The organism is Pseudomonas syringae group sp. 26L6, assembly GCF_032587815.1.
GTDB classification, from domain to species: Bacteria; Pseudomonadota; Gammaproteobacteria; order Pseudomonadales; family Pseudomonadaceae; genus Aquipseudomonas; species Aquipseudomonas amygdali.
Genome location: NZ_JAWHPJ010000018.1, coordinates 14712 through 39494, shown reverse-complemented (window position 1 = coordinate 39494; position 24783 = coordinate 14712). Strand labels below are relative to the sequence as shown.

19 protein-coding genes are annotated in these 24783 nt (G+C 59.7%); 14 read left to right on the top strand and 5 right to left on the bottom strand.

The features are described 5' to 3' along the window. Window positions 1–168: 168 nt before the first annotated feature. The 7 genes from glnA to ntrC all read left to right on the top strand — a co-directional run bounded on the left by glnA (window position 169) and on the right by ntrC (window position 6889). Window positions 169–1575, top strand: coding sequence for a glutamate--ammonia ligase (glnA, locus tag RYA97_RS07835; protein ID WP_002555716.1), 1407 nt, complete (start codon window positions 169–171; stop codon window positions 1573–1575). Between the two features lie 164 nt (window positions 1576–1739). Beyond that, the gene (locus tag RYA97_RS07830; RefSeq protein WP_057404925.1) at window positions 1740–2153 is read left to right on the top strand and encodes a cupin domain-containing protein; all 414 of its coding nucleotides are present in this window, start codon (window positions 1740–1742) and stop codon (window positions 2151–2153) included. Between the two features lie 126 nt (window positions 2154–2279). Further along, the gene (locus tag RYA97_RS07825) at window positions 2280–2837 is read left to right on the top strand and encodes a chorismate mutase (protein ID WP_054996175.1); all 558 of its coding nucleotides are present in this window, start codon (window positions 2280–2282) and stop codon (window positions 2835–2837) included. 78 nt (window positions 2838–2915) lie between these two features. Continuing rightward, window positions 2916–3458, top strand: coding sequence for a DUF4124 domain-containing protein (locus tag RYA97_RS07820; protein ID WP_080900655.1), 543 nt, complete (start codon window positions 2916–2918; stop codon window positions 3456–3458). 11 nt (window positions 3459–3469) lie between these two features. Beyond that, a complete protein-coding gene (locus tag RYA97_RS07815) occupies window positions 3470–4087 on the top strand; it encodes a DUF4124 domain-containing protein (RefSeq protein WP_029241094.1) in 618 nt (205 codons plus the stop codon). 283 nt (window positions 4088–4370) lie between these two features. Then, entirely contained in the window at window positions 4371–5456 is a 1086-nt protein-coding gene (glnL, locus tag RYA97_RS07810) for a nitrogen regulation protein NR(II) (RefSeq protein WP_002555720.1), read from the top strand. Beyond that, window positions 5453–6889, top strand: coding sequence for a nitrogen regulation protein NR(I) (gene ntrC / locus RYA97_RS07805; protein WP_002555721.1), 1437 nt, complete (start codon window positions 5453–5455; stop codon window positions 6887–6889). Before glnL ends, ntrC begins: the two co-directional genes overlap by 4 nt. Window positions 6890–7066: 177 nt before the next feature. On the opposite strand, the gene mgrA is transcribed toward ntrC, so the two are convergent. The 4 genes from mgrA to RYA97_RS07785 all read right to left on the bottom strand — a co-directional run bounded on the left by mgrA (window position 7067) and on the right by RYA97_RS07785 (window position 13014). Next, window positions 7067–8104 (bottom strand): L-glyceraldehyde 3-phosphate reductase, encoded by a 1038-nt coding sequence (gene mgrA / locus RYA97_RS07800; RefSeq protein ID WP_016982728.1) that lies wholly within the window; start codon window positions 8102–8104, stop codon window positions 7067–7069. An 82-nt stretch (window positions 8105–8186) separates the two neighbouring features. Then, entirely contained in the window at window positions 8187–9122 is a 936-nt protein-coding gene (locus tag RYA97_RS07795; RefSeq protein ID WP_005733877.1) for a sulfonate ABC transporter substrate-binding protein, read from the bottom strand. Window positions 9123–9337: 215 nt separating this feature from the next. Then, on the bottom strand, window positions 9338–10663 hold the full coding sequence (locus tag RYA97_RS07790; protein ID WP_016982727.1) for an LLM class flavin-dependent oxidoreductase: 1326 nt from the start codon (window positions 10661–10663) through the stop codon (window positions 9338–9340). A 35-nt stretch (window positions 10664–10698) separates the two neighbouring features. Continuing rightward, window positions 10699–13014: a TonB-dependent receptor gene (locus RYA97_RS07785; RefSeq protein WP_016982726.1), complete on the bottom strand. Its 2316-nt coding sequence runs from the start codon at window positions 13012–13014 to the stop codon at window positions 10699–10701. 173 nt (window positions 13015–13187) lie between these two features. On the opposite strand from RYA97_RS07785, the gene RYA97_RS07780 reads away from it, so the two are divergent. Continuing rightward, a complete protein-coding gene (locus RYA97_RS07780; protein ID WP_057404920.1) occupies window positions 13188–14234 on the top strand; it encodes a LacI family DNA-binding transcriptional regulator in 1047 nt (348 codons plus the stop codon). A 160-nt stretch (window positions 14235–14394) separates the two neighbouring features. Here the strand turns inward: RYA97_RS07780 and betT are convergent, their stop codons facing one another. Then, complete coding sequence (betT, locus tag RYA97_RS07775) at window positions 14395–16350, bottom strand: choline transporter BetT (protein WP_004663279.1); 1956 nt, start codon at window positions 16348–16350, stop codon at window positions 14395–14397. Between the two features lie 651 nt (window positions 16351–17001). Here betT and hutU point away from each other — a divergent pair. The 6 genes from hutU to hutH (RYA97_RS07745) all read left to right on the top strand — a co-directional run bounded on the left by hutU (window position 17002) and on the right by hutH (RYA97_RS07745) (window position 24689). Further along, window positions 17002–18699 (top strand): urocanate hydratase, encoded by a 1698-nt coding sequence (gene hutU, locus RYA97_RS07770; protein ID WP_029241093.1) that lies wholly within the window; start codon window positions 17002–17004, stop codon window positions 18697–18699. 113 nt (window positions 18700–18812) lie between these two features. Next, the gene (locus tag RYA97_RS07765) at window positions 18813–19781 is read left to right on the top strand and encodes an ABC transporter substrate-binding protein (protein ID WP_005745087.1); all 969 of its coding nucleotides are present in this window, start codon (window positions 18813–18815) and stop codon (window positions 19779–19781) included. 73 nt (window positions 19782–19854) lie between these two features. Next, entirely contained in the window at window positions 19855–20706 is an 852-nt protein-coding gene (locus RYA97_RS07760) for an ABC transporter permease (protein WP_005745086.1), read from the top strand. Further along, a complete protein-coding gene (locus tag RYA97_RS07755) occupies window positions 20703–21533 on the top strand; it encodes a glycine betaine/L-proline ABC transporter ATP-binding protein (RefSeq protein ID WP_005781542.1) in 831 nt (276 codons plus the stop codon). Before RYA97_RS07760 ends, RYA97_RS07755 begins: the two co-directional genes overlap by 4 nt. Before the next feature lie 12 nt (window positions 21534–21545). Beyond that, window positions 21546–23087 (top strand): histidine ammonia-lyase, encoded by a 1542-nt coding sequence (hutH, locus tag RYA97_RS07750; protein ID WP_117140588.1) that lies wholly within the window; start codon window positions 21546–21548, stop codon window positions 23085–23087. 54 nt (window positions 23088–23141) lie between these two features. Further along, entirely contained in the window at window positions 23142–24689 is a 1548-nt protein-coding gene (gene hutH / locus RYA97_RS07745; RefSeq protein WP_117140587.1) for a histidine ammonia-lyase, read from the top strand. The last annotated feature ends 94 nt before the right edge of the window (window positions 24690–24783 follow it).

Sequence of the window (24783 nt, the reverse complement as noted above, 5' to 3'; positions counted from 1 at the left end):
AAATCCCCTGAAAGCCTGCTTTTGAAGCAAAAAACCCAACACGGGGCACTGGCATGCAAATTGCTCCCTTGTGAGGCAGGTTGCCTTGGCAGAATATTCGCGCCGGCATCACCCAAATTCAAGGGACCCAGCCTATAGAAGGCGGTTCTTAGCCACCCGGAGGACACCATGTCGAAGTCGGTTCAACTCATCAAAGATCATGACGTTAAGTGGATTGATCTGCGCTTCACGGACACTAAAGGTACGCAGCACCACGTGACCATGCCAGCTCGCGATGCGCTGGAAGATGACTTCTTCGAAGTCGGCAAGATGTTCGACGGCTCCTCCATCTCTGGCTGGAAAGGCATCGAAGCTTCCGACATGATTTTGCTGCCGGACGACGAAACCGCTGTTCTGGACCCGTTCACCGAAGAACCGACCCTGATCCTGGTGTGCGACATCATCGAACCGTCGACCATGCAAGGTTACGATCGTGACCCACGCGCCATCGCTCGTCGCGCCGAGGAATACCTGAAGTCCACCGGTATCGGTGACACCGTATTCGCAGGCCCTGAGCCAGAATTCTTCATCTTCGACGAAGTGAAATTCAAGTCCGACATCTCGGGTTCCATGTTCAAGATCTTCTCTGAACAGGGTTCGTGGATGTCCGATCAGGACGTGGAAGGCGGCAACAAAGGCCACCGTCCAGGCGTCAAAGGCGGTTACTTCCCGGTTCCGCCGTTTGACCATGACCACGAAATCCGTACCGCCATGTGCAACGCTCTGGAAGAAATGGGCCAGACCGTTGAAGTTCACCACCACGAAGTGGCGACCGCTGGCCAGAACGAAATCGGCGTGAAATTCAACACGCTGGTTAAAAAGGCTGACGAAGTTCAGACCCTGAAATACGTTGTTCACAACGTTGCTGACGCTTACGGCCGCACCGCGACCTTCATGCCAAAGCCTCTGTACGGTGATAACGGTTCAGGCATGCACGTGCACATGTCCATCGCCAAAGATGGCAAGAACACCTTCGCAGGCGAAGGCTATGCCGGTCTGTCCGACCTCGCTCTGTACTTCATCGGCGGCATCATCAAGCACGGCAAGGCGCTGAACGGCTTCACCAACCCGTCCACCAACTCGTACAAGCGTCTGGTTCCAGGCTTCGAAGCACCGGTCATGCTGGCCTACTCGGCGCGTAACCGTTCCGCTTCGATCCGTATTCCTTACGTCAACAGCCCACGCGGCCGCCGTATCGAAGCACGCTTCCCGGATCCTTCGGCCAACCCGTACCTGGCCTTCGCGGCTCTGTTGATGGCTGGCCTGGACGGCATCCAGAACAAGATCCACCCTGGCGACGCAGCTGACAAGAACCTGTATGACCTGCCGCCTGAAGAGGCCAAAGAGATCCCACAAGTTTGCGGCAGCCTGAAAGAAGCGCTGGAAGAACTGGACAAGGGCCGTGCGTTCCTGACCAAAGGCGGCGTATTCAGCGACGACTTCATCGACGCTTACATCGCACTGAAAAGCGAAGAAGAAATCCGCGTTCGTACCTTCGTACACCCACTGGAATACGAGCTGTACTACAGCTGCTGATCCAGCCACGCCAGCGTTGATGGCGTAACAAGAGACCTCCTTCGGGAGGTTTCTTTGTTTCTGAGGACCGATTTTTTATTTTGTGCAATAACGGGATACCGCATCAGAAAAAAAATACCGGGCAAACTTCTGGCTCGAATTTCAGCCAGCAAGGCCATCCCGACATGCCCTACAGACTTCTGATCACAGCTGCCCTGATAGCACTGACAGGCAACGCCGTTGCCCAACAGGCAAGCCCCACCGTCGAATCCCGTGTTCTGCTGAAAAGCAAAACTTCCTGGGATGGCACGCCTTACATTGCCTACCCCAAAGGCCAGCCCGAGCTGACCGTTCTGAAAATCAACATTCCTGCAAACACCGCGCTGAAATGGCATAGCCATCCGATCCCCAACGCCGCCTACGTGGCCTCAGGAGAAATCACCGTCGAAAAACGGGACAGCAACAAGGAAATCCGCCTGAAAAAAGGCGACGCACTCGCAGAGAGGGTTGATATCGTGCACCGCGGCAAGACGGGCGACACACCGGTCGAACTTATCGTCTTCTACGCCGCGACAGAAGCAACGCCGTTGTCGCAATAAGCTCTCACCAGCACGTACGCGGAATGCAGCCTTGCAACGTGAAATTCTTTTCACCACCGGGCACTGGCTGCATACCCAAGAATCGGGCTTAACTCTGAACCCGCCCCGATCAATATGGAGTTGAATATGCGCCTGCTTCTGGCCTCTTCCCTGCTGACCCTGACGTGCATGTCTTCCTGCTTCGCCTTCGCCGCCGAGCAGAAGCCCTCTGCTATCGAGCCGCTGTTGCAAGCCATCAGCGAGCGCCTGTCCATCGCCGATCAGGTTGCCCTGAGCAAATGGGACAGCGGCAAGGCGGTAGAGGACCCGCCACGCGAACAGCAAGTGATCAGCGCAGCGCAGGCCCGCGCTGCCGAGTTCAAGCTCAACCCCGATGATGTTCAACGTCTGTTCCGCGCCCAGATCGAAGCCAATAAACAGGTGCAGAACGCCCTGCTCGCCCAGTGGCACGCGGCAGGCAAAGCGCCCGACACGGTCAGACTCAGCCTGGTCGATGACATCCGTCCGAAGCTGGATCGCCTGCAAACCCAGCTGCTGCAGGCATATGCCGACTTCCAGCCACTGCGCAAGACCGAAGACTGCAGGATCAAGCTGGATATGGCGCTCAAGCGTTATCAGACCGACCCGATTCATGATCAGGCGCTGGTACTGGCCACCGCCGATCTTTGCTCGGCAAACCTCTGACACATCAGGCGGGTAGCGCAGCATAGGGCGATGTGTTCTATGCTGACGGCCAATTGTGCCATTGCTGCCGAGAGTCTCATGCGTCAAAGCCTGATTTGCCTGCTGCTGTTGATCAGCCTGCCTGCCTTGGCGCAGATCTATAAGTACACCGATGCGAACGGCAACACTGCGTTCAGCAATCAGCCACCCAACGGCACCAAAACCGAAGTGGTCGAGCTGCCGCCACTCAACAGTATAGAAACGCAGACGCCCGCCAGACCGGTCGTCAACAGCACCCCGCAACCAGCCCCTGCACAACCTCAGCCACAGCCACAGCCACAAACGGCCTACGACGTACTGGAACTGACGGACCTGCCAGCCGATGAAGCATTACGTGCCAACAACGGCACGTTCATCATTGGCGTGAAGATCCAGCCGCGTCTGCAACCGACTCACAGCCTGCAACTGCTGCTGGACGGCAACCTGTACGGGCAGCCCTCCAACCTGCCGCGCTTTCAAGTGGTCAACATCGATCGCGGCGAGCACAGTTTCGCGGTAGTGGTGAAAGACGGCGAGCGGATCATTCAGCAGAGCGAGACCATTACGCTGACCATTCAACGCGTGCACCTCGGCAAACCATGAACAGACACAGAATGCACAGCGCGCTGATCTGCTTGCTGCTGCTGATAGCGCTGCCAGCCGCTGCCGACGTCTATACCTACATCGACGCGCAAGGCAATCGGGTGTTTACCGACCAGCCGCGCAAGAACGCCACACGCGTTGATATTCCACCCAGCAACAACATGACCGGCACCCCGCCGACCCGAACCCTGAAAGCGCACCCCGCCAAACCCGCCGTGCAGCCCATGTTTCATTATCAACTGCTGAGAATTCTCGTGCCCGAGCCGGACGCCACGCTGGTCAATCCCAGTGGCGATCTGATCGTTACCGTCACCAGCGAACCGGTTTTACAGCCGGGTCACAGCTACCGGCTATTGCTGGATGGCGTTGCCGTCGGCGAGGCCGGACGCAGCCCTGTCTTCCCGCTGAGCAATGTGGATCGGGGCACGCATCAATTATCGGTAGAGATTTTCGACGAACTTGGCCGTGTCCTGGAAAAAACGCCGATCCAGCCGTTTCACGTGCAGCGCATTTCCCTCGCGCAAAAGCGCGCGACTCATCCCTGCAAGGAGGATGACTACGGCGTGCGCCCGGAGTGTCCGCTCAAGGACAAGCCCGAGCCTAAAAGCAGCATCCTGCCTTTCTTCTGATCCTCGACAACGCAGAAGCACCTTTTTGGTGCGACGCCTGCACGCCCGCGCAACAATACAGTCCAATTTGGTTCAGGAACGCACTGAAAGTAGCGCCGTATGCGGGCACTCGCTCGAAAAACGGCCCGATTTTGCAGATAAAGCGCTTCTTTTCGGAGCCTTGGTTTGGTTTTTGCAACTTCACTGAGACAGCACCGTATTGGTGGCCTTGCTCCTGCTGGCGCAGACCAACCAGCACCAGCATTGCGCAACTGCAATGTGCCAAAAGAGGTCAACACGATTCATGACTATCAGCGACGCGCTGCACAGACTGTTACTGGATAACCTGACCACTGCCACCATTCTGCTCAACGCCGACCTGCGACTTGAGTACATGAACCCGGCAGCGGAAATGCTGCTCGCCATCAGCGGGCAGCGCAGCCATGGGCAATTCATCAGCGAGCTGTTCACCGAGTCGGCTGAGGCACTGAGTTCGCTGCGTCAGGCAGTGGAACAGGCTCATCCTTTCACCAAGCGCGAAGCGATGCTCACCGCACTGACCGGTCAGACACTGACTGTCGACTATGCCGTGACGCCGATTCTCAGCAAGGGCGATACCCTGCTGCTGCTTGAAGTGCACCCACGTGACAGGTTGCTGCGCATTACCAAGGAAGAGGCCCAGTTGTCAAAGCAGGAAACCACCAAGATGCTGGTGCGTGGCCTGGCTCACGAAATAAAGAATCCGCTGGGCGGCATTCGCGGCGCCGCACAGCTGCTGGCCCGCGAGCTGCCTGAAGAAAGCCTCAAGGATTACACCAACGTCATCATCGAAGAGGCCGACCGTTTGCGTAATCTGGTCGACCGTATGCTGGGCTCCAACAAGCTGCCGTCGCTGGCGATGACCAACGTGCACGAAGTGCTTGAACGAGTGTGCAGCCTGGTCGAGGCCGAAAGTCAGGGCTGCATCACGCTGGTGCGCGACTATGACCCAAGCATTCCCGACGTCTTGATCGACCGCGAGCAAATGATCCAGGCCGTGCTCAATATCGTGCGCAACGCCATGCAGGCCATCAGCGGCCAGAACGAATTGCGCCTGGGACGAATCACCCTGCGCACCCGCGCCATGCGCCAGTTCACTATCGGCCACGTTCGCCATCGGCTGGTCAGCAAGATCGAAATCATCGACAACGGCCCCGGTATTCCGGCCGAACTTCAGGAAACCATTTTTTACCCGATGGTCAGTGGCCGCCCGGATGGCACAGGGCTCGGTCTTGCCATTACCCAGAACATCATCAGCCAGCACCAAGGCCTGATCGAGTGTGACAGCCATCCCGGCCACACCACGTTCTCGATCTTCCTGCCGCTGGAACAAGGAGCAGCTTCGACATGAGCCGTAGTGAAACTGTCTGGATCGTAGACGACGATCGTTCTATCCGCTGGGTACTGGAAAAGGCCTTGCAACAGGAAGGCATGACCACGCAGAGCTTCGATAGCGCCGACGGGGTGATGAGCCGTCTGGCCCGTCAGCAGCCGGACGTGATCATTTCCGACATCCGCATGCCCGGTGCCAGTGGTCTGGACCTGCTGGCGCGGATTCGCGAGCAGCATCCGCGTCTGCCGGTGATCATCATGACCGCCCATTCGGACCTGGACAGTGCCGTGGCGTCTTATCAGGGTGGTGCGTTCGAGTACCTGCCCAAGCCGTTCGACGTCGATGAAGCCGTCTCGCTGGTCAAACGCGCCAATCAGCACGCCCAGGAACAGCAAGGCCTGGACGTCGCACCGACCCTGACCCGCACCCCTGAAATCATTGGCGAAGCGCCCGCGATGCAGGAAGTGTTTCGCGCTATCGGGCGCCTGAGCCACTCCAACATCACTGTTCTGATTAACGGTGAATCGGGGACCGGTAAAGAGTTGGTCGCTCATGCACTGCACCGCCACAGCCCGCGTTCGGCCTCGCCGTTCATTGCGCTGAACATGGCGGCGATTCCCAAGGACTTGATGGAATCGGAGCTGTTCGGCCACGAAAAAGGCGCATTCACCGGCGCGGCCAACCTGCGTCGCGGTCGTTTTGAACAGGCCGACGGCGGCACGCTGTTTCTCGATGAAATCGGCGATATGCCAGCCGACACCCAGACCCGTCTGCTGCGCGTGCTGGCCGATGGCGAGTTCTACCGGGTAGGCGGGCACACGCCGGTCAAGGTCGACGTGCGCATCATTGCCGCCACCCACCAGAACCTGGAAACCCTGGTACAGGCCGGCAAGTTCCGTGAGGACTTGTTCCATCGCCTGAACGTGATCCGTATCCACATTCCGCGCATGTCGGACCGCCGCGAAGACATCCCGACCCTGGCCAAGCACTTCCTCAGCCGCGCGGCTCAGGAACTGGCAGTCGAACCCAAGCTGCTCAAGGCCGAGACCGAGGAATACCTCAAGCATCTGCCGTGGCCTGGCAACGTGCGACAGCTGGAAAACACTTGCCGCTGGATCACGGTCATGGCCTCGGGTCGTGAAGTGCACATCAGCGATCTGCCACCAGAACTGCTGAGCCTGCCGCAGGACGCCGCCCCGGTCACCAACTGGGAACAGGCGCTGCGTCAGTGGGCCGACCAGGCGTTGTCTCGCGGTCAGTCCAGCCTGCTGGACAGCGCTGTACCGACTTTCGAGCGGATCATGATCGAAACCGCCCTCAAGCACACCGCCGGCCGCCGCCGCGACGCCGCCGTGCTGCTGGGCTGGGGCCGCAACACCTTGACCCGCAAGATCAAGGAACTGGGCATGAAGGTCGACGGCGGGGATGACGACGAGGCTGACGAGGGCTGAGTGGTTATATGATGGTCATTGGTGCCAATGCTCCGCATTGGCATGCATTTCGAAACACTCTGCGCCGCGCCTACTATTCAAGGCAGGACGCAGAGCGTCCAGAACTGCATTCCCACGCGGAGCGTGGGAACGATAGTCATCTCAGGAATTGCGTGTAACGCGCAGCTCAGCACCGCATCACTCAGCCAGTGATGGTTTTTCCCACAGGTTGATTCCGCCTTCCACCGCAAAGCTGTCGATCTCGACCAATTCTTCCGGGCTGAACGCCAGGTTCTTCAGCGCGCCGACGTTTTCGACAATCTGCTCGGGACGGCTCGCACCGATCAGCGCTGACGTCACGCGCGGGTCACGCAGCGTCCAGGCCAGGGCCATTTGTGCCAGGCTCTGACCACGACGCTGGGCGATTTCGTTGAGCGCACGCACGTGGGCGATGTTCTGCTCGGACAGGTGCGAAGCCTGCAACGAGCCGCCGCCCGGACGATTGACCCGCGCATCCTTGGGCACGCCGTTCAGGTACTTGTCCGACAGCAGCCCTTGGGCCAGCGCAGTAAACGCGATCACGCCAGCGCCCAGCTCTTCAGTCGCGTCGAGCAGGTCTTTCTCGACCCAACGGTTGAGCAGGTTGTAAGCCGGCTGGTGAATCAGCAACGGCACTTTCCACTCTTTGAGCAACGCCGCTATTTCGCGGGTCTTGGCCCCGGAATACGACGAGATGCCGATATACAACGCCTTGCCCTGCTGCACTGCCGTAGCCAGCGCGCTGGCGGTTTCTTCCAGCGGGGTGTCCGGATCGAAGCGGTGCGAGTAGAAAATATCGACGTAATCCAGGCCCATGCGCTGCAGGCTCTGATCGAGGCTGGCGAGCACGTATTTACGCGAACCACCGCCCTGCCCGTACGGCCCTGGCCACATGTCCCAGCCAGCCTTGCTGGAGATGATCAGTTCATCGCGGTAGTGCTTGAAGTCTTCGCGCAGCAGGCGACCGAAGTTGATCTCGGCGCTGCCGTAGGGCGGGCCATAGTTGTTGGCCAGGTCGAAATGGTTGATGCCCAGATCGAACGCCGTGCGCAGCATGGCGCGCTGGGTGTCGATCGGCGTGCTGTCACCGAAGTTGTGCCACAGGCCGAGCGACAGCGCCGGAAGCACCAGCCCACTGCGGCCGGTACGGCGATAAGGCATGTCGTTGTAACGATTTTCGGCAGCGATGTAAGTCATTGAATCCTCTCTTGTCTGGGGGATATTCGAGGCGTCTTGCGGTGCGTTGGCGAGCCAGAAGCGTCTGCTCGCCACGCGAGAATCATGGCTTTTGCCAGACCACCTGCTGGATATCGACCCGCTTGGGTATCAGGTGGTTGTCGTAAAACAGATCGGCGGTCGCCTGCTGCGCACGCACGATCTCGGCTGTGATCGGCAGGCTGGGTGATTCAGGTCGGTGATCAAGATACTGAGTGATGACCGCTTCGGACAAGCCCATGCTGCGCGCCAGGATCTGAATGCTTTCGTTGCGTTGCGAGCGAGTCAGCCCATCGGCCACCGTCAGTTCGTCGAGAACCTGCTGCACAAACGCCGCATTTTTCTCGGCAAAAGCCCGGCGTGCGGTATAGAACGGCCCGGACAGTCCAAGCCCTTCGCCATTGGCCAAGAGGCGGCTATGGCCTTCGTTCAGGGCGATGGAGTAGTACGGGTCCCAGATTGCCCAGGCATCGACACTGCCGTTTTCAAAGGCGGCGCGGGCATCGGCGGGGGTCAGGTAAATCGGCTGAATATCCTTGAACGTCAACCCTGCCTTGTTCAACAAGCGCAACACCACGTTATGCGAGCTGGAGCCTTTCTGAAGTGCGACCTTGCGGCCTTTCAGCTCTGCCACGCTGTGCAGCGGGCTTTCGTTGCGCACCAGTATGGTTTCCGCCTGTGGCTTGGCCGGTTCTGCGCCGATGTAGACCAGGTCTGCGCCTGCGACCTGAGCAAAGATCGGCGGGATGTCACCGGTGGACGCAATGTCCAGACTGCCAATATTCAAAGCCTCAAGCATCTGCGGCCCGGCCGGAAATTCGATCCATTTGACTTTTGTAGCAGCAAAGCGCTTCTCCAGAAGGCCATGTTCCTTGGCCAGCACCAGCGTGATCGAGCCCTTCTGATAGCCAATGCGCAGCGTGTCAGGTTCGTCGGCAGCAGCTGTCCCGAACAGGCCACTGAAAGCCAGAATGGCGGCGATAAACGTGAATGGTTTCATGGGGGATCCCTTAATTCTGTATAAAAATCTGCCTTTGATTCTGGCCGAAGGCCGTGGGAGCGAACTTGTTCGCGAAAGGGCCGGTACAAGCACTGAAAATTCATCGTCTGAAATACCGTCTTCACGAACAATGCGGACCACCGCCCCGGTCGCTCCCACGCCCTGCGGGCAGAAGCCCGCTTTCTGCGCTCATCAGGACTTGCATGCGGCAACGATCAAAATTTGTAAGCAGGCCGTTGCAAGCCCAGGTTTTCACGCAAGGTCGTGCCCTCATACTCGGTACGAAACAGCCCGCGCCGCTGTAGCTCCGGCACCAGCAATTGCGCGACGTCTTCCAGACCTCCCGGCAAATGCGGCACCAGCACGTTGAAGCCGTCTGCCGCGCCGTGTTCGAACCAGGTTTGCAGCTCATCGGCGATCTGCTCAGGCGTACCGATCAGGCTGTAATGCCCTCGCCCACCGGCAATCCGCCGTCCCAGTTGCGCCAGGGTCAGGTTTTCCTGATCGGCCAGTTCGGTGAGCAGTTTCTGCCGACTACGCTGGCCGCTGTCAGTCAGCGGCAGCTCTGGCAACGGGCCGTCCATCGGGTAGCCCGACAGGTCGAAATTGCCCAGCATACGGCCCAACAGCGCGACACCCACCTGAGGTTCGACCAGCTCCTGAAACGACTCGAATTTCGCTTTCGCCAACGCCTCGGTTTCGGCCACGACAATGAACACGCCGGGCATGACTTTCAGCGAATCTGCGTCACGTCCGTATGCGCCAAGGCGGCCCTTGATGTCCGCATAAAACGCCTGGGCACTGGCCAGCGAGGTCTGTGCGGTGAACACCACTTCCGCGGTCTGCGCCGCCAGATCGCGGCCGACTTCAGAGGAACCCGCCTGCACGACCACGGGCTGCCCTTGCGGCGAGCGCGCCACGTTCAGCGGGCCTTTGACACTGAAGTGCTCACCGTGATGATTGAGCACATGTAATTTGGCCGGGTCGTAATATTCACCGCTGGTCTTGTCGCGGGTAAACGCGTCATCTGCCCAGCTGTCCCAAAGGCCGGTCACCACCTGATGAAACTCCCGTGCGCGGCTATAACGCTCGGCATGCCCCACATGCTCGGCGCGACCGAAGTTCTGCGCTTCGGCGGCGGCATCGGAGGTCACCAGATTCCAGCCCGCTCGCCCCCCGGACAAGTGATCCAGCGAGGCGAACTTGCGAGCAACGTGATACGGCTCGTTGTAGGTGGTGGTCGCCGTCGCGATCAGACCGATGTGATCGGTCACCGCGCTCAACGCCGAGAGCAGGGTCAGCGGCTCGAAATGATCAGAACGGGCCATGCGGCTGGCGATATCGCCGGTGGCGGCAGCCACGCTGTCGGCCACGAACAACGTATCGAATCTTGCCGCTTCCGCGACCCTGGCCACGTGCCGATAGTGCTTGAAATCCAGCCCTGCATCGGCAGGCACATCAGGGTGACGCCAAGCCGCAACGTGGTGCCCGGTGGCCATCAGAAAAGCGCCGAGTTTCATCTGTCGAGCAGTCGTGCTCATTCTTCACTCCTTACTGTGTTACCGCGTGCCACGACTCAAAAATCCTTGCGTAGCTGTACGCCGAAATAACGCTCGTCATCACGCGGTACAGACCGGTAAACATAGCTGCCACCCGTGGCCAGCATCGGTGAATAGGACTTGTCTGCCAGGTTCTTGCCGAGCAGCGCCACGCGCCAGCCACTGTTGTAATCGGCCAATGCCACGCTGGCATTCCAGATGCCATAAGCGCCCTGCTTGGTGTCCGGGTTCTGGCTGATGTCGTACTGCACTTCGCTCTGCCAGCTGTAATCGGTGCCCAGCTCGATATCCAGACCGTTGTCCAGCGGGATGGTGTAGTCGGCACGAACGTAGCTTTTCCAGTCAGGGCTATACGGCAGGGTTTTGCCATCGACGTTGCACGACGCCGCTGCACCGGCCGGGCAGGCAAAGCTGTCGATGCGCGCCTTGGTGTAAGACAGCGCGCCGGAGAATTTCAGGTTACGGGTGGCCTGCAAGGCGTAATCCAGTTCGACGCCTTCAGTACTGACACTGCCTGCGTTGATCAGCCGCGTAACGACCTGCCCGGCAACGCTGTCGAAGAAGTTCGCCTGATAGTTATCGTAATCGCTATGGAACACCGCCAGGTTGGTGGTCAGGCGATTGTTCCAGGTGGTGGCCTTGACCCCGACTTCCCAAGTGTTCGAGGTCTCCGGTTTCAAAGCGTCGGTGTCACGCGGCTGCATGTTGAAGAACACGTTGTAAGCCGGGCCTTTATAGCCGCGCGAGTAGGTGATGTAGGTCATCACGCTGTCGTTCAGGTCGTACTGCAGACCCAGCCGACCGGACTTGCCATCCTCGTCCACCGAACCGGAACTGCTGGTCGCAGGCTGAATGCCGCTGACCGTGGTCGCCGATGTCGAAACGCGGCGATGGTCGTATTCCAGATCGTCGTGGGTCCAGCGCGCCCCGGCAATCGCACGGAAGTCCGGGGTGAAGTTGAAGGTGGTTTCGCCGAATACCGAATAGCTGTCGGTGGTGGTGCTGTAATCGGCGATACCACGGTCCTGACGGGTTGGCGTGATGAGCGTGCGCTGGTAGGTCTCGTCGCTCTTGCCATGCATATAGAACAGACCGCCGACATACTCGACAAACTGGCCCTTTGGCGATGCCAGACGTAGCTCCTGAGAGTACTGATTGAACTCCAGATCGCCTTTGTCTTCGGTGCCGGGGAATGCAGCGGTGACGGTGCCGAGACGGTCGCCATCCTGATACTGGGTGTTATCCCAGCCCCGCCAGGCGGTGATGGAGGTCAGGGTGTAATCGCCCAGTTGCCAGTCAAGCTGGCCCGACAGGCCCTTGTTGACGTCCTCGACATGGCTGCGGTAATCACTGAGCACATCACGGTTGTCACTGTCGGCGCGCACCGGTGACAGCGCACTGGCGAACGCTGGGGTCAGCGCCTTGCTCACTACGCCATTGGGCGCGTCATCATGGGACTGCATGTAGTCCGCGGCAAGGGTGAAGGTGATGTCGTCGTTGGGTGTAAATTCCAGCTTGCCGCGCGCGCCCTTACGGTTGTAACCGTTGACTTCATGACCGTTGAGCTTGTTATCGACGTTGCCGTCATAGCTGCCGAACAGTGTGGTAATCGAGCCCTTGAGGGTCTGCGGAATCAGACTGCCGCCGATGCCGAAACGGGTGCGGCTTTCGTTGCCGCTGTAATACGACTGATCGATGTAACCGTGAGTCTCTTCGGTCGGCGCCTTGGTGGTGACGTTGAGCACGCCAGCCGAGGCGTTCTTACCGAACAACGTACCTTGCGGGCCGCGCAGCACTTCGATGCGCTCAAGGTCGAGCAGGTCCAGCGTGGCCTGGCCCGGACGCGCGTACACCACGCCATCGATCACTGTCGCCACCGTCGGCTCGACACCCGGCGAGGTGGAAATGGTGCCGACACCGCGAATGAACAGCGAGGTGTCCTTGTTGGACGCACCGGTACGGAAATTCAGCGAAGGCACTTGCTGAACGATGCTGGCCACGCCGTTGCGATTGTCCCGCTCCAGTTGCTCGCCCTGAATCACCGAAACTGCGACCGGTACTTTTTGCAACGACTCTTCACGGCGCGTGGCCGTTACGGTGACGGACTCCAGCGCTACCGTTTCAGTGCTCTGCGTTGCTGCGTTATCTGCCATTGCCGGAACCCATGGCAACGCCGCAAGCCCCATCAACAGCCAGCCATAACGGCGCCCCCGCGCCACATGAGCCTGATCGATGGCTTGCACCAGAAGTGTGTATTTGACGCTATCCCCACGTGTTGTGTGCATCTGCGTGCCTACCTGAAATATGCCCTGATCCGACAATGCGATACGCACTGGCGCCTGTTGATTGCTGACTAAACCGGGGTCCGGGCATTCGCGGTGGCGAGTAGCAGACAAACCATCTTTGTTAGCGCTAACATCGCCAGTATCAGGAAACGGCGAATAGATCGTCCAATACTGAAAAATTAGTTTTATATTCTTTTTACTTTTATACGAAGTGATCGAGCATGGCCGACGAGAAACCTGCGACACGCAAACGCCGAGGCGCAGGCCGGGTGACGATAACGGCAGTGGCGCGTGAGGCCGGTGTCTCGGCCATTACCGTATCGCGCTATTTCAATCAGCCGGAGCAAGTCTCGCCTGAACTGCGTGAGCGAATTGCAGCCGTGGTCAATGCGCTGGGCTATGTGCCCAATCTGGTGGCAGGCGGCCTGGCGTCGGCGCGCAGCCGGGTGGTAGCGATGGTGATTCCCAACATCTCCGGGCCGATCTTCGCCAACACCATTCAGGGCTTCAGTGACACGCTGAGCCAGCATGGTTTCCAGTTGCTGCTGGCCTCCAGCTACTTTTCCGCCGAACAGGAAGAAAGCGCAGTGCGGGCGTTTCTGGGCTGGTCACCGGCAGCACTGGTGCTGACCAGTCGTTTCCACAGCCCGGCTACCGAGAAAATGATCGAGCAGACCGATGTCCCGGTGATCGAAACCTGGGACCACCAGCCCGAACGCAGCCCGATCCAGATTGGCTTTTCTCACTATGACGTCGGCGTCACGGCAGCCCGCTATTTGTACGACAAGGGCTACCGCCGCATCGCGTTCGTGCAGAACAGCATTGCAGGCGACTTCAGCGCACTGGAGCGGCGTGACGGCTATATCGCCACACTTGAAGGGCTCGGCATCAAACCGTGGGTCTTTGTCCCGGACGCCGGACGGGCGCCGTTCGAAGCAGGCAAACAGGCCATGGAAACACTAATGAGCCAAACACCGCGCCCCGACGCCATCTTCTTCGCCAACGACAACCTGGCAGCCGGCGCCCTGCTCGCCAGTCAGCGCGCAGGCCTGAGCATTCCGCAGGATTGTGCCGTGATGGGCTTTGGCGATTACGCCTTCGCAGAAATGATGCTCCCTAGCCTGACCACCATCAAACCGCCAGCACTGGAGATCGGCGTACTGGCAGCAACACGAGTGCTTGAAAGCCTTGGCGTGTTGCCGGTGGAGGGAGACATACAACGGCTGAATTTGCTGGAGTGCAGGTTGGTAGAGCGCGAGAGTACATGAGCCCGACGCAATCTCGAGCCTATGCTGGGGGGCGTAGAACGATGACTTCAGCCATCGTACGACGCTCCGCGTCGCATGCCGTTCTGGACGCTCTGCGTCCTCGCCTGAACATGGGGCGCGGCGCAGAGCGTGAGGAACGACAGGTGCTCTTAATCCTCTATCACCGCACCAGATGCAGAAATTGCATATGCCGTTCGTACTGGTCGAGCACGTCGTTGATGACTTGCTCCTTGGTGTAGCCCACCAGGTCGTAGTCCTGACTGCCTTCGCTCAGGTGAACCTCGGCGCGGTAGTAGCGGCGGTTGTTCAGCTGTTTGGAACCCATGCCGCCACGGGCGAACGAAGGGGTGAAGAAGCCTTTCATCTGCACCTGATAGATGAACGGACGCTCTTCGCCATGACCAATTTCCAGGGTCACCGAGTCGTTGGAAGGGTCAGGTACGTTGACCACGCTCAAGCCCTTCTCGACAAACACCGCTGTCACTTCTTCAATCGCTGGACGCACGGTCTGGTCAAGGAAGCGATACACCTCGTCTCGCGACGGGTAATGCACGGCCTGGCTCAGACGCTGACGCCAGCCGCCACGTCGTGAGCCGGACACTGGTGCCAGCGAATACAGTTGCGCAATCTGGCGCTGGGATTCCATGACGAACGCTTTGTGCAGGCCCCACATCATCAGTAGCAGGATCAGCGAGAACGGCAACGACGTCAGCACCACCGCTGATTTAAGCGCATCGATACTGCCCGAGAACAGCAGGCCGCTGGTGATCAGTGCAGTCGCCACACCCCAGAACACCCGCAGCCATTTCGGACCGTCTTCGTCAGGGTTGCCGCCTTTGGCGGAAAGCGTCGACAGCACCACCGTGCCCGAATCGGCAGAGGTGACAAAGAACACAAAGCTGATAAATACCGTGACCGCAATGACAGTCTTGCTCCACGGATAGGTTTCCAGCAGCAGGTACAGGGTCATCGACGGATCATCGATGGCCGACTGGCCCAGCGCAGTCATGCCGTGGTTGAGCACCTGATCGATGGCGCTATTGCCGAAGATCGACATCCAGGCCAGGGTGAAGCCCAGCGGGATCAGCAACACACCGAAGACGAACTCACGGATGGTCCGGCCACGGGAAATACGCGCAATGAACAGACCCACGAATGGCGCCCAGGCAATCCACCAGGCCCAATAGAACACGGTCCAGCCACCCAGCCAGTCGCTCGGTTCGTTATAGGCGTAGACGTCGAAGCTCTTGCTCGGCAGCGCACCCAGGTAGTCACCGATGTTCTGCACCAGCGTGTTGAGCAAGTGCTGAGTCGGGCCGGCAAACAGCACGAACAGCAGCAGCGCACAGGCCAGCAGCATGTTGATGTCGGACATGACGCGCACGCCCTTGTCGACACCGGCTATCGCGACCAGAATCGCCGCGCCCATCATCAGGGTAATCAGACCGACCTGAATCCAGTGGGTGTGTGCCACGCCGAACAGGTAATCCAGACCGGAATTGAGGTGCAGTACCCCGAAGCCCATGTCTGCACCCAAGCCGAAAATGGTCGCTATGATGCCGAAGCCGTCGACCGCGTAACCGATAGGGCCATTGATGCGCTTGCCGATCAGCGGGTACAGCGCCGAACGCAGGGCCAACGGCAGGTTGTGGCGATAAGCGAAGTAGGCCAGTGCCATGCCGACAAAGGCGAACACGCCCCAGCCATGCAGGCCCCAGTGCAGAAACAGCAACTGCATGCCCTGACGCGCGGCCTCAGCCGTACCGCCTTCGCCCTGCGGCGGTTGCAGCAGGTGCGTCAGTGGCTCTGAAACGCAGAAGAAGAACAGCGTGATGCTGATCCCCGCGGCGAACAGCATGCCGGCCCATGACAGGTAACTGAACTCGGGTTCGTCGTGGTCGGCACCGAGCTTGATCTTGCCGAAGCCCGACAAGGCGGTGACCACCACGAAGACCAGATACAGGGTCATGACCATCATGTAGTACCAGCCGACCGTATTGGCCGCCCAGTTTTGCGCCGCCAGCAGCCATTCTCCGCTGGCTTGCGGGAAGGCAATGACAACGATGCCGAAAATCAGAATAAAGCTCGCAGCGAAGTAGAACACTGGAGCGTTCATGCGGACGTTGCCGCTTGAAGAAGTACTCGGAGAGCTCATCGGTTGCGTGCCTCCGGACTGATAAAACCAACTGCAAAAAGCGGATACGGCAAGGGTAAGCCTCCTGTTGTGAGCGGGCAGCGAACCACCGGTTTAACTTGAACGAGCGTTCAATTTAAACATGAAAGTGCCCGTAAAGACTAATCGGGGGCCAGTGAATGCTCGCTCAGGCTTGGGTATGACGCATGCTTGAGCGGGATCGTTCCCATCCTCAGGCAACACAATTCAGGCCCTACCAACGGGGATTTTTCAGGCACCTATAAATAACCGATGTTGACCCTGCGACCCTGCGCACATTTACCGCACCATTCTGTTACCTGCCGCCCCAAAAGCGCGCAAATCACGCTTCAGGTAACACGCCTGACCTCGCCTCACACATTGTTCGCCAGCTCGGAAAAGTCCGCTAACCCCTGAAAACACTGAGCCGCAGGGTCATCGAACGATCAATGAACAGCCGCCAGACAAAGTTGGTCTTCTGATTGCATATGCTTGTATGTACAAGTAGAGACAGGCTAGACATTCTGTCTTTCTACTGGACTGAATCGGCCTGCTTCGCCAGGCACTGTTCGCCCTTCAACGGGCTGGTTCGCATTGATCGCCGAGGATTTTTTTGTGACTGAGAATAATCAAGACCTGAAGCAGGACTGGACCCGCCATCGCGAAGGCGTCGTACGGGCTGCCCGCGGCACTCAATTGACAGCCAAAAGCTGGCTGACCGAAGCGCCGCTGCGCATGTTGATGAACAACCTCGACCCGGAAGTCGCCGAGAACCCCAACGAGTTGGTGGTTTATGGTGGCATCGGCCGCGCCGCGCGCAACTGGGAGTGCTACGACAAAATCGTCGAAAGCCTCACTCAGCTCAACGATGATGAGACCCTGCTGGTGCAGTCCGGCAAGCCGGTTGGCGTGTTCAAGACCCACAGCAACGCCCCGCGCGTACTGATCGCCAATTCCAACCTGGTGCCGCACTGGGCCAGCTGGGAGCACTTCAACGAGCTGGATGCCAAGGGCCTGGCAATGTATGGCCAGATGACCGCAGGCAGCTGGATCTACATCGGCAGCCAGGGCATCGTGCAAGGCACCTACGAAACCTTCGTCGAAGCCGGACGCCAGCACTATGACGGCAATCTCAAGGGTCGCTGGGTGCTGACCGCAGGTTTGGGCGGCATGGGTGGCGCGCAGCCGCTGGCCGCGACGTTGGCCGGGGCCTGCTCGCTGAACATCGAATGTCAGCAGAGCCGTATCGATTTCCGCATCAAGACCCGCTACGTCGACGAACAGGCCGCTGATCTGGATGACGCTCTGGCGCGCATTGCCAAATACACCGCCGAAGGCAAAGCCATCTCCATCGCCCTGTGCGGCAACGCAGCAGAAATTCTGCCGGAAATGGTCCGTCGCGGCGTGCGTCCGGACATGGTCACCGACCAGACCAGCGCCCACGACCCGCTCAATGGCTACCTGCCCAAAGGCTGGACCTGGGACGAGTACCGCGTCCGCTCGGTCAGTGAACCGGCCAATGTCGTAAAAGCCGCCAAGCAATCCATGGCCGAACACGTCGAAGCCATGCTGGCGTTCCAGCAAGCGGGCATTCCGACCTTCGACTATGGCAACAACATTCGCCAGATGGCCAAGGAAGTCGGCGTCGCCAATGCCTTCGATTTCCCCGGTTTCGTCCCGGCCTACATCCGCCCGTTGTTCTGCCGCGGCATCGGGCCGTTCCGCTGGGCCGCGCTGTCGGGTGACCCAGAAGACATCTACAAGACCGACGCCAAGGTCAAGGAACTAATTCCCGACGACGATCACCTGCACAACTGGCTGGACATGGCCCGCGAGCGCATCAGCTTTCAGGGCTTGCCCGCGCGTATCTGCTGGGTCGGTCTGGGTCAGCGCGCCAAGCTGGGTCTGGCGTTCAATGAAATGGTCCGCAGTGGTGAGTTGTCGGCACCGGTGGTAATCGGCCGCGACCACCTGGACTCCGGTTCGGTCGCCAGCCCCAACCGCGAAACCGAATCCATGCGCGATGGCTCCGATGCCGTCTCCGACTGGCCGCTGCTCAATGCCCTGCTCAATACCGCCAGCGGCGCGACCTGGGTTTCGCTGCACCATGGCGGCGGCGTGGGCATGGGCTTTTCGCAGCACTCCGGAATGGTCATCGTCTGTGACGGTACGGACGAAGCCGCCGAACGCATCGCCCGCGTCCTTCATAACGACCCGGCCACCGGTGTGATGCGCCATGCCGATGCCGGTTATGACATTGCCATCGACTGTGCCAGAGAGCAGGGCTTGAACCTGCCGATGATCGGACGTTAAGGGGGCTGCGGTTATCAAACCGACAGACTCGGGGGAACGGGCATGAACATGCCCACAGGCCGGATGCCTACTTGAAGCTGCCGTCATCCATTTCAGGCTTAGGAGCATCAATAATGAATATGAAAAAGGCCCTGCTGACCACCCTGGTATCCGCTGGCCTGCTCGCCAGCGCAGGCGCAAGTCAGGCTGCCGGCTGGTGCGAATCAGGCAAGCCGGTGAAATTCGCCGGTCTTAACTGGGAAAGCGCGATGCTGCTGACCGACATTCTGCAGGTCGTTCTGGACAAGGGTTACGGCTGCACCGTTGACGCCCTGCCCGGTAATTCCATCGCCATGGAAAACGCCTTGAGCACCAACGACATCCAGATCTTTGCCGAAGAATGGGTCGGTCGCAGTGAGGTCTGGAACAAGGCCGCCGCAGCCGGGAAAGTGGTCGGTGTCGGCGCGCCTATCGTTGGCGCAGTGGAAGGCTGGTACGTGCCCCGCTATGTGATCGAAGGCGATGCCAAACGCAAGCTTGAAGCCAAGGCACCCAACCTGAAATCCATCAGCGATCTGGCCCAGTATTCGGCGGTGTTCAAGGATCAGGAAGAACCCGGCAAAGGCCGCTTCTACAACTGCCCGGCTGGCTGGACCTGCGAGCTGGAAAACAGCGAAATGCTCAAGAGCTATGGCCTGGAAAGCAAATACACCAACTTCCGCCCGGGCACCGGCCCTGCGCTGGATGCGGCTATTCTCTCCAGCTACAAACGTGGCGAGCCGATCCTGACCTACTACTGGTCGCCGACTCCGCTCATGGGCCAGGTGGACCTGGTGCATCTGGAGGAGAAAGCCGGGGTCAACAAGACGATCGATATCAAGGTCGGCGTGTCCAAAGTGTTCCACGATGAGGCCCCTGAACTGGTCGCCATCCTGGAAAAGGTCAACCTGCCTATCGACCTGCTCAACCAGAACCTGGGGCGCATGGCCAAGGAACGTATCGAATCGCCGAAGCTGGCGAAGATTTTCCTGAAAGAGCACCCCGAAGTCTGGCACAAATGGGTCAGCGAAGACGCCGCGAAAAAGGTGGACGCTTCGCTGTAAACGAAAGGGCAGTCGGACTCACAAATCCGACTGCCCTGACGTTGACCCGACACACCTCATTTGAGAGCCGCTTATGTTTCCTGAAAGCTTCACTTTCTCGATCGCCAACTGGGTCAACGACGGGGTCGACTCGCTGGTGACTCAGTATGGCGATGTGTTCCGGCACATTTCCGACACCCTGCTATGGGCCATCGTCAACCTCGAAGGCCTGCTGCGCATGGCGCCGTGGTGGCTGATGCTGATAATCGTTGGCGGCATTGCCTGGCACGCGACACGCAAGATCGTCACGACGCTGGTCATCGTCGGCCTGCTGTTTCTGGTCGGTGCGGTCGGGTTGTGGGACAAGCTGATGCAGACATTGGCGCTGATGCTGGTCGCCACGATCATTGCGGTACTGATCGGCATTCCACTGGGCATTCTCTCCGCGCGCAGCAATCGCCTGCGCTCGGTGCTGATGCCGTTGCTGGACATCATGCAGACCATGCCCAGCTTCGTTTACCTGATTCCGGTGCTGATGCTGTTCGGCCTGGGCAAGGTCCCGGCCATCTTCGCCACGGTGATCTATGCCGCGCCGCCATTGATTCGTCTGACCGACCTGGGCATTCGTCAGGTTGACGGTGAAGTGATGGAAGCCATCAACGCCTTCGGTGCCAACCGCTGGCAGCAGCTGTTTGGTGTGCAACTGCCACTGGCCATGCCGAGCATCATGGCCGGGATCAACCAGACCACCATGATGGCGCTGTCGATGGTGGTCATCGCCTCCATGATCGGCGCACGCGGGCTGGGTGAAGACGTGCTGGTGGGCATTCAGACGCTCAACGTCGGACGCGGGCTGGAAGCGGGTCTGGCCATCGTCATTCTGGCGGTCGTCATCGACCGTATCACGCAGGCCTATGGCCGCCCACGGCATGAGGCGCACAAATGAGCAGCGTGGAACCGAACAAGATCGTCGTTAAAAACGTATTCAAGATTTTTGGCAATCGCTCAAAGGAAGCACTGGCGCTGATCAAACAGAACCAGAGCAAGGATCAGGTACTGGCGCAAACTGGCTGCGTGGTCGGGGTCAACGACCTGTCGCTGTCGATCGGCAGTGGCGAAATCTTCGTCATCATGGGCCTGTCCGGCTCCGGCAAATCGACGCTGGTACGCCACTTCAACCGCCTGATCGACCCTACCAGCGGCGAGATTCTGGTTGATGGTGAAGACATCCTGCGCTACGACATGGAGGCGCTGCGCCAATTCCGTCGGCACAAGATCAGCATGGTGTTCCAGAGCTTCGGCCTGCTGCCGCACAAGACCGTGCTGGCCAACGTCGCGTACGGCCTGAAAGTGCGCGGCGAGAGCAAGGCGCTGTGCCAGGAACGCGCGCAGCACTGGATAACGACCGTAGGCCTCAAGGGCTACGAAAACAAATACCCGCACCAGCTTTCCGGTGGCATGCGCCAGCGCGTCGGTCTGGCACGAGCACTGGCAGCCGACACCGACATCATTCTTATGGACGAAGCGTTCAGCGCCCTCGACCCGTTGATTCGCGCCGAGATGCAGGACCAGTTGCTGGAACTGCAAGCCAGCCTGCACAAGACCATCGTGTTCATTACCCACGACCTGGACGAAGCGGTACGCATCGGCAATCGCATCGCGATCCTCAAGGACGGGCGCTTGATTCAAGTCGGTACACCGAAAGAAATCCTTCACTCGCCCGCCGACGATTACGTGGACCGTTTCGTTCAGCGCCGCGTGGCCACCCTTTAAGGACCGTTGCAGATGTCGCGAGCAGAACAGATCGTCATCGGTGAAGCCCCGCTGGGCTGGCAGGACGTAGTCGCCGTGGCCCGCCATGAGGCGCAACTGGTGTTGTCGGATGCCGCCTGGGCGCGGATCGATAACGCGCAGGCCATCGTGCAGCAGATTGTCGTCAGCGGCGAACGCGCCTATGGCGTGAACACCGGGCTTGGCGCGCTGTGCAACGTATCGCTGCAAGGCGAACAGCTCAGTCGCCTGTCGCGCAATACCCTGCTCAGCCATGCCTGCGGCGTGGGTGCGCCGCTGGCCGACGAGCAGACTCGCGCAATCATCTGCGCCGCAATCCTCAATTACAGCCAGGGTAAATCCGGCATTCACCGGCAAGTGGTCGAAGCGCTGCTGGCCTTGCTCAATCGGGGCATTACGCCACACGTGCCATCGCAGGGTTCGGTGGGTTACCTGACCCACATGGCGCACGTCGGCATCACCTTGCTGGGCGTCGGTCAGGTCAGTTATCGCGGGCAGATCGTCCCGGCTGAGCAGGCCTTGAATGAAGAAGGTCTGGCTCCGGTAATTCTCGGTGCCAAGGACGGCTTGTGTCTGGTCAATGGCACGCCATGCATGACCGGCCTGAGCTGCCTGGCCATCGCCGATGCCGAGCGCCTGAGCCAATGGGCCGACGTGATCGGCGCGATGACCTTCGAAGCACTGGGCGGTCAGTTGGATGCATTCGATGAGAGCATTCTTGCCCTCAAACCGCATCCCGGTATGCAGCAGGTGGGCAAAAACCTGCGCAGCGTATTGGCTGGCAGCGAAGTGCTTGCCAGCCGCCAGGGCATTCGTACCCAGGACGCGCTGAGCATCCGCTCGATTCCCCAAGTGCATGGCGCAACCCGCGATCAGTTGGCTCATGCCATTCGCCAGATCGAGACCGAGCTGAACTCGGTCACCGATAACCCCATGCTGCTCGGCACGCCCGATGACTGGCGCGTGGTGTCTCAGGCCAACCCGCATGGCCAGTCGGTGGCGATGGCGGCAGACCTGCTGTGCATGGCGCTGGCAGAACTGGGCTCCATCGCCGAGCGACGTCTCGACCGCCTGATCAACCCGATGGTCAGCGGCCTGCCGGCGTTTCTGGTCAGCCAGCCAGGGGTGAATTCGGGGATGATGATCGTTCAGTACGTCGCCGCCTCGCTGTGCGCGGAAAACCGCCAGATGGCGCAACCGGCGGTGGTCGATAACTACGTCACCTCCGGCCTGCAGGAAGACCATCTGAGCCTGGGCACCAGTGCCGCGCTCAAGCTGCACAAAGTGCTAGGCAACGTCACACAGATTCTGGCCATCGAGTATTTGCTGGCGGCCCAGGCGTTCGAATTCCTCAAGGCGCAAGGGTTTGGCGTGGGTACAGGTGCTGCGTGGCGACTGCTGCGCGAGCGGGTTCCGGCCTACGATGAAGACCGCTGGCTGGCCCCTGATATCGCCAGCAGCGCGGCCCTGCTCAAAGACGCAACATCGCTGGAAAGGGTTTTCCAGCACTGCCGCGATCATGCGGCAACCCTATAAAAAGCGGCGGACGGCCACACGCCGTTGCTGCATCAATCAAGGAGTAGCTGCATCGTGACCACCTTATCTGCCAAGACGCTGAACCTGATCCCCGGCCAACTGACCCTGGCGCAATTGCGCGCCATTCATCAGCAGCCGGTCAGCCTGACGCTGGACAGCAGCGCAGACCAGCAGATCGACGACAGCGTCGCCTGTGTCGAACGCATTCTGGCCGAGAACCGCACCGCCTACGGGATCAACACCGGCTTTGGCCTACTCGCCTCGACGCGGATTGCCAGCGAAGACCTGGAAAATCTGCAGCGTTCGCTGGTGCTGTCGCATGCGGCCGGTGTTGGTCAGCCGATCAGCGATGATCTGGTGCGCTTGATCATGGTGCTCAAGGTCAACAGCCTGAGCCGTGGCTTCTCGGGTATTCGTCGGGTGGTGATCGATGCGTTGATCGCGTTGATCAATGCCGAGGTCTATCCGCATATTCCGCTCAAGGGTTCGGTCGGCGCTTCGGGTGACCTGGCTCCACTGGCGCACATGTCGCTGGTGCTGTTGGGCGAAGGCAAGGCGCGTTACAAGGGCGAATGGCTGAATGCTGTCGATGCATTGGCTGTCGCGGGACTACAACCGCTCACCCTTGCCGCCAAGGAAGGACTGGCGCTGCTCAACGGTACGCAAGTGTCCACCGCGTATGCACTGCGCGGCTTGTTCGAGGGCGAAGACCTGTTCGCTGCGGCGTTGACCTGTGGCTCGCTGACCGTCGAAGCCGTGCTCGGTTCGCGCTCACCCTTCGATGCACGTATTCATGCAGCACGCGGTCAGCGCGGGCAGATCGATGCCGCTGCCTGCTACCGCGACTTGCTAGGCGAAAGCAGTGGCGTGTCCGAGTCGCACCGCAACTGCGACAAGGTTCAGGACCCCTACTCGCTGCGCTGCCAGCCGCAGGTCATGGGAGCATGCCTGACCCAGTTGCGCCAAGCCGCCAAAGTGCTGGAAATCGAAGCCAATGCGGTGTCCGACAACCCGCTGGTGTTCGCCGCCGAGAACGACGTCATATCCGGTGGCAATTTTCACGCCGAGCCGGTCGCCATGGCCGCAGACAATCTGGCACTGGCCATTGCCGAGATCGGCTCGCTCAGCGAACGGCGTATTTCGCTGATGATGGACAAGCACATGTCGCAACTGCCGCCCTTCCTGGTCGCCAACGGCGGCGTCAATTCCGGGTTCATGATCGCGCAGGTCACGGCCGCCGCGCTGGCCAGTGAAAACAAGGCGCTGGCTCATCCGCACAGCGTCGACAGCCTGCCGACATCCGCCAATCAGGAAGACCATGTGTCGATGGCCCCGGCCGCTGGCAAGCGGTTATGGGAAATGGCAGAAAACGTTCGCGGGATTCTTGCCGTAGAATGGTTGGCTGCCTGCCAGGGTCTGGACTTGCGTGAGGGTCTGAAAACCTCTCCGAAACTGGAGCAAGCCCGCAGCCTGTTGCGCAGCAAGGTCCCGTTCTATGAAAAGGACCGTTTTTTTGCACCGGACATCGAAGCTGCCAGTCAGCTGTTGTCCTCCACTTGCCTGAACCCGCTGGTTCCTGCACGTCTGCTACCGAGTTTGTGATGTACCGCGAGCCTGGCAGGGCTCGCTTTGGTCATTGCTGCGGGAAGCCGATTGCAGGCGTTTTCGCGGCTTTTGCCATACCTGTATGTAATGA